6 protein-coding genes are annotated in these 8,538 nt (G+C 58.3%); 5 read left to right on the top strand and 1 reads right to left on the bottom strand.

Annotated elements, in window-relative coordinates; genetic code table 11:
- Positions 1-1,432, top strand: a 1,432-nt coding sequence (locus tag WBP53_RS00160; RefSeq protein ID WP_423924723.1) for a choice-of-anchor Q domain-containing protein, incomplete at its 5' end; no start/stop codon positions are given.
- Positions 1,433-1,443: 11 nt separating this feature from the next.
- Here WBP53_RS00160 and WBP53_RS00155 read toward each other — a convergent pair.
- On the bottom strand, positions 1,444-3,861 hold the full coding sequence (locus WBP53_RS00155; RefSeq protein ID WP_423924721.1) for a winged helix-turn-helix domain-containing protein: 2,418 nt from the start codon (positions 3,859-3,861) through the stop codon (positions 1,444-1,446).
- A 1,175-nt stretch (positions 3,862-5,036) separates the two neighbouring features.
- On the opposite strand from WBP53_RS00155, the gene WBP53_RS00150 reads away from it, so the two are divergent.
- The 4 genes from WBP53_RS00150 to WBP53_RS00135 all read left to right on the top strand — a co-directional run.
- A complete protein-coding gene (locus WBP53_RS00150; RefSeq protein ID WP_423924720.1) occupies positions 5,037-5,915 on the top strand; it encodes a bile acid:sodium symporter family protein in 879 nt (292 codons plus the stop codon).
- Between the two features lie 305 nt (positions 5,916-6,220).
- Complete coding sequence (locus tag WBP53_RS00145) at positions 6,221-6,736, top strand: uracil-DNA glycosylase family protein (protein ID WP_423924718.1); 516 nt, start codon at positions 6,221-6,223, stop codon at positions 6,734-6,736.
- The gene (locus WBP53_RS00140; protein WP_423924716.1) at positions 6,736-7,131 is read left to right on the top strand and encodes a DUF488 domain-containing protein; all 396 of its coding nucleotides are present in this window, start codon (positions 6,736-6,738) and stop codon (positions 7,129-7,131) included. The genes WBP53_RS00145 and WBP53_RS00140 overlap by 1 nt, the downstream gene beginning before the upstream one ends.
- Before the next feature lie 370 nt (positions 7,132-7,501).
- A partial coding sequence (locus WBP53_RS00135) for a VIT domain-containing protein (protein WP_423924714.1) occupies positions 7,502-8,538 on the top strand: 1,037 nt, incomplete at its 3' end.

The raw sequence follows: 8,538 nt of genomic DNA, 5'->3' as shown, positions 1-8,538 counted from the left end.
CGATTTCACGATTCGCAAACTGACCCTGCAGAACGGGCGCTCAACCAGTACAGCCAACGGCGCTGGCGGCGGTGCCGCGCAGCTCGTGCAAGGCAACAAGTTTCGCTTCGAAGAGGTCAACTTCGTCGAGAACGGAACGTTTAACGGAGGTGGTGGGGCGATCAGCGCCGGTCCATTGATCGGCAATGCCGACTCCCGCCTGGAGATTGATCGCTGCCACTTTTTCGACAACTACGGTGAAGACGGCGGCGGCGCGGTGTTTGCGTTTCCGGCTAGCGGTGGACAGGTTCCGTCCACGATCTCGATCAGCGACAGCTTGTTCGACGGCAACTGGAGTGACGGCAGCGGTGGCGCGCTGTCCATCTATGGCGTTGCGACGATCAGCTTGAGTCGAAACCAGTTCATCGACAACCAGGCCGACAATAGCGGAGGCGCAATAGCGATTAGTGCGCCATCAACATCCAATGCGCCAATCGTGCAGATCGAAAAATCGAGCTTCATCACCAATGAGAGTGGATTGAGTGGTGCCGCGTCATTCAGCTACGTAAACGTGTTGATGAGCAATTCGACCTTTGCCGGCAATTCCGCTGGCGACCCCGGGTACGGAAGCGCCATCAGGACCTTCGGTACGACCTCGGTAGCCATTCAGTACAGCACCTTTCATGAGAATGGCGCGGGAACTTCAAGTCAGGATCACGTGTCGGGTGAAGCGAGCGCCGCGACTATTTTCGCATGCAACGGATGCAGCGTCAGTTTGCGCTCGAGCATAGTCTGGTCAGCGTCCGCAACAGACCTCGATTGCAGCTTTGATTTCAATTCGGCGTACACCTCACTTGGCTCCAACCTCGATGGCAGCGGCACCTGTGCCAACACGGCGAGTGACCAGATCGTCGCCGACCCGCGTCTGTTGCCGCTCGGTGGCTATGGCGTGCCTCAGACCGCATTCGAGTTGCAAACCATGCCACCACTGCCTTCAAGTGCAGCGGTGGATTTTGGCCCTGCCAACAATTGCACCGGCTTTTTCGGCGCCAATGTGACGGTGGATCAACGTGGGCTTCCGCGACCGGTCGACGGCAGCAGTGGCGGCATCTCGAAATGCGACAGTGGTGCGATCGAGTATCAACCAGGCGTGGATCTTGGTGAATTTGCCTTGAGCGTGATCCTGGCTGGTACCGGAAGTGGCTCGGTGAGCAGTGATGTTCCGGGCATCGATTGCCCGAATGAATGCTCGATGGATTTCGTTGAGAACAGTGTTGTGCAGCTGAGCGCGGTAGCGTCGCCGGGCAGTCAGTTCTCCGAGTGGAGTGGCGACTGCAGCGGGCAGGGAAGTTGCATTGTTCTGATCGATCAGACGAACTCGGTGACGGCGAACTTCATCGACGCAAACGATTTCATTTTTGCTGATGGTTTTGAGGGAGATACCTCGAACTGACAATGCCGAAATCAAATAGCTGATGGTTGTTCCGGGTGCGCCTCTGCTTGCGCGAGCGCGACTGCCAGATCCCGGGTTCGGTAGTATTCGCCGGACCACGCTTCGGCAATGGCGAGATAGCGCCTGGCACCGGTCAGATCGGCGTCCTCCACCGAGAGGTGGCCGAGCTCAAGCGCGAGCTCGGCCTCCAGGTCGAGTACGCCGGTATTGCGCGCGGAACGCATGGCTGCAGTCAGTACCCCGATGGCCTCAGTGCGTTTGCCCTGCCATAGGAATGACTTCGCCTTGAGCCTGCTCCAGTGAATATTCATGGCAGGGTTTGCGAGCTGACCTTCGGGAGCAATGGCTAGCAGCAGGGCTGTGGCGCGTTCGTGCTGCCGTGTCGCGAAGTAGAGTTCCGCAAGCTCCATTCTGCCGAGTAGAAGGTTTTCCAGATCACCGGATGATTCGAATGCCAGCAGCGCGGTTTCCATCATGGTGATCGTTGCGTCATTCACGGATCCGGTGCGCAAATGCAAGCGCGCAGTTACTTCGTCGGCCCAGGCGATGCCCAAGGGATCAGCACCGGAGACTGCCAGTGCGCGGGCCTCCTGCAAAGCCGCATGTGCGTCATCGAATCGACCCTGGTGCATGCGCAGCTCGGCGAGTTCTTCGAGATTGTCGAATAGGTCGAAAGGGAGTTTGAGTTCGCGCACGGTTGCGAGGGATTGCACAAGCAGGGCGTCGGCCTGTTCGAAATTGCCGCGCCGTCTCTCGATTCGCGCCAATCCATACTGCGATGCAGCGATCAAGGACGGAAAGTGGTACTGCTCACGGATATCCAGTGCCTGCTGGTGCTGATCTCGCGCCTCGCTGAGGCGCCCGAGGTCCTCGGCCATGTAGCCCAGATTGGTCAGTACCATACTCAATTGGTAGGGATTGTTCTTCTCGCGAAACCGCACTTCGGCAAGTCGCGCGTGCTCCCATGCCTCGTCATAGCGCGACTGCGATTGCAGCACCAGTGAAAGGCTGTTCAATGCACTCGCGTGCAGGGTCTCGTCGGGCTTCGTTTGCGCCACTACCTCCTGCAACAAGGTTTCGGCTTGGCCGATTGCGCCTGCAAACCAGGAGCGTGTGCCGATTTCATACTCCAGCTGGATGCGGGCTTGCCTGGCTTCCACGGGCATCGCGTCGAGGCTTGTGCGATAGCGGTCCAAAGACGCTTCGACATTCATGGGATCGAATTCGGCGATGGCCTGGGCCACTTGCAACATGGGCAGATGCGGAGAGCGGGCACGCGCTGCTGTCAGTAGAGCGACCGCCTGTTCCCGATCATCCTGATAGAGCGCTTCGGTTCCGCGTGCATAGAGCTCCAGTGCGAGGGGATCTTTCAACATGGGCAGGGCTGCGACTGGAACCTGCGGCCGACTTTCGATTGCGCCCAGCACCTGTTCGGCCAACTGTCGGGCCAGGGTCGCAGCCGACGTCGAGGTGAATGAACCGCGCAGGGTTGTGCCGTTGGACCGAGCTATCCGCCATTCGACGACGTACTGCTCCGAACTCAAGCCGATGGTGGCGACCAAGCCAAAATCCGTACCCATGATCGCAGCACGTGATGCGAGTTGATCATCGCGGACAACCATGTCCGATCGACTGGCAGCAAACTCGTTGCCCTGATCGAGTACGCGTAGTACGCCAGTGCCCGATTGCTCAAGCAACATGCCTACCGTGTCGGCAAGTCCGCGCTGCAACCAGTCCAGGTCAGGATTGCCCGTCTGGTTTGCGAACGGAAAAACGGCAATCGAGTTTGACGGGTACGCGGATTCCCTGTCACTTGCGAGCTGCCAGATACCGACCCCGACAAGCAAGAGGAGACAGGCCGCCAGCAGCCACTTCAAGGCAATTGGCAGAGTAGCCGGCGTGTGCCGTGCCGGATCTCCGCCTGATGCGGGCCTTTGAGCCGGTGGACCACGCTCGACCGAAGCAACGAAGCTGAAACCCTGCCCATGAACCGTCCGTATCACATGCTGGCGCTGTCCATCATCGCCGACCGCCTGGCGCACCTTGCGCACGGCCTGGGTGATGGCCGTGTCGGTCAAATGGATATTGCCCCAGACTTCATTGAGCAGTGTCGATTTGCTGACAACCGTATTGGGATGACGGGCGAGGTAGTGCAGCAGATCGAAAACCTGGGCCTGGATCTCGACCGGTTCGCCACGCCGAACCAGTGTTCTGCTGGCGACATCGAGCACGCAATCAGCGAAACGAAATGGCATCGCCTGTCCAGTCTGCTCACCGTTTTCCGGATTCAAGTTCTTTTCCACGTCCAGGTTTACGACACCAAGTCTAACGTCGTTGCGTGATTGACCAGAACCTGCCGTGACCTCCCCGTTGTATCCAACGAGCCAGCCTGTTGTGCAGCCGCCCGCAACCACGCTGGGATTGGACAAGCAGTGACTCACAGACATGCCAAGGTTCGATTCGTTGCGCCGATAGTTGCAGCGGCACTTCAGTTATGGCGGGAGTCGGCGCCTCGGCCGGTGCTGCGGGGTGATCGCACCCAGACTCGATGCGCCGAGAGCAATTCGGCCTTCAACGGTCGTCGTCTGCAACAAGAGGTGAAGAGTCGGGGCGCGCGGATCACTGGCCGCCATTTCTGCCAGGGGACTGTCGAGAGATATCGCTTAGTGGTCCAGCAAGCACTCGCCCTCTGGGGCATTCCCGTCTAGCTGATGCTGCATTTGTCGCCAATAGTTCCTGCAGGCTTCTTCCACCTGCATGAGCACGTTCCTGCTGTCAGCGAGATCGACACTCAGTCGGGTAGCATTCCGCTGATTGTTGATCGCCACTTGCAGCAGTTCTGCCTTTTCAGGGGCCACTCTCTGCATGCAAGGCAGCATTTCTTCGGCAATACGCCGCGTCAGAGCGTTGCACTCGGGTGCGTCGGAGTAGGTTTGATCGATCGCCATCGTACCGTTCGCGCCAGGTGCATTCTGGGGCGCGGGTGATGGGGATGCATTGGTCAGCAAGGAGTCTTCCAGCAGCAACCATGATCGGCTCCCCAACGAGCCACGCTTTTCACGAAGAGACATCGACCCGGTTGCACGATGAGCCTGGTTGTCACTCGCTGATACGCAGTTGGCCGTGTATCGAGTGATGATCTCCCGGCCATCTGATTCGGTGGTGGCAATCGGTTCGAATCCCTCCATGGAAACCAGACTGCATCCGGGCTCGAGATGTCGGGCGACCTCGTTTTGGTTCGGATACTCACTAGCGGAACCACAACTGGCGCAGATTGCTGCCAGCAGCGCTGTGACGAGAGCGGTACGTAAACTTGTTGCAGCGCTGGGGATCAGGCTCGAGGACATGGGGTTCATGGTTGACCGTTGATGGATGAAGGGGTGATGGACTTTCTGGCGCACGCAAGTGACAAGGGATTCGACAGTTCAGCGCAGTTGCCGAGCCTGAAATCTGAAAGCAATGGATGGTTGCATATGGGTATGCCGGGCTTGCGGTAGTTGGCGCGTGATCGGCGCACTTGATTGTTCTCAAGCGATGTCCTCACTGACACTGCCCGGCATGGAAACTAAATGATAGTCTCGATGATCCGAAACTGGATATACCAATGGCCGATAATCCGCTGTTGACAATATTCCTCCCGTTGGCACTTGGCACGATCATGATCGGCCTTGGCCTGCATCTGGGCATTGCCGACTTTCGTCGTGTCGCGTCGATGCCAAGAGCTGTCATCCTTGCTCTGGTGATTCAAGTGCTGGCACTGCCGCCAGTGGCATTCCTGCTTGCGCGGGCTTTTGATCTGCCAGGTGAGCTAGGTCTCGGCTTGGTCCTGCTGGCGATTTCACCAGGTGGAATTACTGCCAACTTGTTCAGTCATCTCACACGTGGCGATATAGCACTCAACGTCAGTCTCACTGCCATCAACAGCATCATCGCCTTGGTCACGATACCTTTGTGGGCCGCGTTCGCAATGCAGTACTTCCTCGGTAGTGAGGGGGTGGTGCCTCCGCCAACACGCAAGGTCGTCGAGGTCGCCGTATTCGTCATCGTTCCCGTGCTGATCGGCATGGGTGTGCGCCATTGGCGTCCTCGCTGGGCAGCCGCTGCCGAGCGCCCGATCCGGGTGACATCCACTCTGATCCTTGCTGCGCTTATCGTGTTGACCATTGCGTCCGAATGGACACTGTTCCTGATTTACGCGCCAATCGTTGGCATGGCCTGTCTGGCCTTCAACCTTGTCAGCCTGGGTAGTGGTTACGGTGTCGCCAGACTGGCCCGATTGCCACGCCCGCAAGCCATCGCTATCGGCTATGAGATCGGCATTCACAACAGCACGCTTTCCATGTTCATCGCATTGCAGGTGCTGTCCCTTCCGGAAGCGGCGATCGCTTCGGCCATCTATTCACTGATCATGTACGTGACCGCCGGGCTGTTTGCCGCGTGGTTGATACGTACGGCACCTCGGGCCGCAGCCGCCACCGCATGACGGCCTTCTGGACTTGGCCTGCACGTGCTTGGGGGTTGGTTTGCACTACGGCGGCGATGAGACGCAGAATTCGGGGTCATGATCGTCGCAAGCCACGCCATTTCCCTTCATGTCCATCGATCCAAGTCGTGCCTTCTGGACGGGCAGTGGGTATCGTTCCAAGGGCCTGAGCTCGGATGATTCGCGAAGTCAAGCCCACAGCGCCGCATCGACGCGTCTCCCAGGCTGATCTGGATGCTCTTCTTCGTGCTGTCCGCGCATGTCGCCACTGTGCCGTCCATTTGCCACATGGCCCACGCCCGATCGTGCAGGCAGGCAAAGGCGCTCGTCTGCTGATAGTCGGCCAGGCACCTGGTGCGCGCGTGCATGCCAGTGGCATTCCCTGGGATGACCCCAGTGGGGACCGCTTGCGAGACTGGCTTCAGGTTGAAAAAGAAGTGTTCTACGACCCGCAGCGCATAGCTATTATTCCAATGGGGTATTGCTACCCCGGCAAGGGAGTGAGCGGGGATCTGCCTCCCCGCCGCGAATGCGCCGAGCTCTGGCTGGACCAGTTGCTTTCCGGGTTGCCCAACATCGAGCTGACGCTTTTGATTGGCCAATACGCGCAACGGCATTTTCTTGGCAAGGATTCGTCAGCAGGTGTTGGCGCCACCGTTGCCGCCTACGCGCGCTTCGCGCCGCGGTATTTGCCCTTGCCGCATCCATCTCCGCGAAATGTTGGCTGGTTCAAGCGCAACCCGTGGTTCGAGGATGCATTGCTGCCATCCCTGCGATATCGGGCAGGTCGATTGCTTGACGTGTCGTCGGAGGATTCGTGATGACCAGGCGAACTGCTGTACAGCTTCGCGCTATCCGGATCAGGCGCGCCTACGATGAACCCGGCGCGGATGACGGCTACCGTGTGCTTGTCGATCGCTACTGGCCACGAGGCCGCCGCAGGGAAAGTCTGAAGCTAGACGAATGGGCTCGCGAGCTCGCCCCTGAGCCGGACCTGATCAAATGGTTCGGGCACATGCCAGAGCGTTGGGACGAATTTCGCCAAAGATATCTGCTGTGGCTTGATGCGCCAGGGCAAATGAAGCGGATGTCGGAATTGCTTGAATCCGCGGGTGACAAGGCAATCACCCTCGTCTATGGAGCTCGCGATGAGACGCAGAATCAGGCCGTAATTTTTCGCGATGCCTTGCAAGCTCTCCAGCGAGCGATTGAATAGCCACCGAACTGCTTCCCAGTGCCCGTATCGAATCCGCTCTCGGAAATCCTGGCGTAATAGATGAGGCCCCAGAAAATGGCACCCTCAACTGCGCTGGATCTTCCAAGGCAGATCAGTATTCCCGTTGAAGGCAATTCCGTTGATCAACCCCGGTTTGCTCCTGGCGGGTTGCAGATCACCGGAAACTTTCTGTTCACGACGACCGGACTGCGGGAGCCCCGCGACCACTCCGCAACCGATGGCCACGGTGGCAGAGGAGTATCACTGGATGCGTATCCTTCCTTGCAATGTTCAGATCTTTCTCTTGCGGCTGCGGCACCCGTCTGGTAAACGTTCAGGAGCAGAAAAAATCAATGCAGGAGATCGCGTCATGCCAGGAATGCTCCGCTGGTCGATCGGATTCGGAATGCTGGTTCTTGCACTCCAGGTATTGGCAACTGCACCCGAACACACTCAAGCGCCGTATCTGACTGTGGTCGGCGAAAAAGTCGAGCATCTGCCACTCGCCTCAACCCAGGTTGAGGTACTCGTAGCCGGGGTGATCGCTGATGTAACTGTAAAACAAGTTTATGAGAACCGCGGCAATGTCCCGGTTGAAGCCCTGTATGTATTTCCCGGCTCGCCGCGTGCGGCTGTCTATGGGCTGACGATGAAAGTCGGTGAGCGGACCATCAAGGCGAACATCGCCGAAAAGCAGAAGGCGAGGGAGACCTACGAGGCTGCGCGTTCAGAAGGCAAGACGGCCAGCTTGCTGGAGCAATTGGATCCGAGCATTTTTCGCATGAATGTTGCCAATGTTCTTCCTGGCGACAGGATCGAAGTGGAACTCAAATACACCGAACTCCTGATTCCGGATCGTGGCAGCTACGAGTTCGTGTTTCCGAATACCCTGGGTCAGCGCTACGGCGAGACACTTCCGGTGTCTACATCATCCGACAGTGAAGTCGTCGACTACGCTTTCAGCATCCATGCGCGCATCCTCAGTGCCATTCCGCTCAAGGACGTGGTCAGTCCTTCCCACCAGGTCGAAGTGGCGTATTCCTCCACGATGGAGGCGGACGTCAACCTTTCGGAGGAATCATTTCTGAAGGCCGGAGCGGCTGACTACGTTCTGCGCTACTCCCTCGCAGGTGACGCCATCCAGACCGGAATGCTCACGTTTCCTGAAGGTGATGGAGGCTACTTCCTCATGTTGGCCGAACCGCCGGCGCGCGTTACGGAAGGAATGGTCGCGCCCAGGGAATTCATCTTCGTAATCGACGTCTCCGGATCGATGAATGGCCAGCCGTTGGATGTGTCCAAGCAACTGATCCGCGATCTGTTCTCCAGCCTCAGGCCGACTGATCGGTTCAACATCATCCTGTTTGCCGGGGGATCCCGGGTACTTTCCGAGGATCGCTCGTTGCC

Origin of the sequence: Dokdonella sp., from assembly GCF_049593775.1 — a bacterium.
Lineage (GTDB): Bacteria > Pseudomonadota > Gammaproteobacteria > Xanthomonadales > Rhodanobacteraceae > Dokdonella.
Note: the sequence above shows the minus strand (reverse complement) of the source record. Positions and strands in the feature narration are given on the sequence as shown.

Bases quoted from the DNA above. Each gene is read 5' to 3' on its own strand.
- WBP53_RS00150 (WP_423924720.1), top strand. From the start codon at position 5,037: ATGGCCGATAATCCGCTGTTGACAATATTCCTCCCGTTGGCACTTGGC.
- WBP53_RS00140 (WP_423924716.1), top strand. From the start codon at position 6,736: ATGACCAGGCGAACTGCTGTACAGCTTCGCGCTATCCGGATCAGGCGC.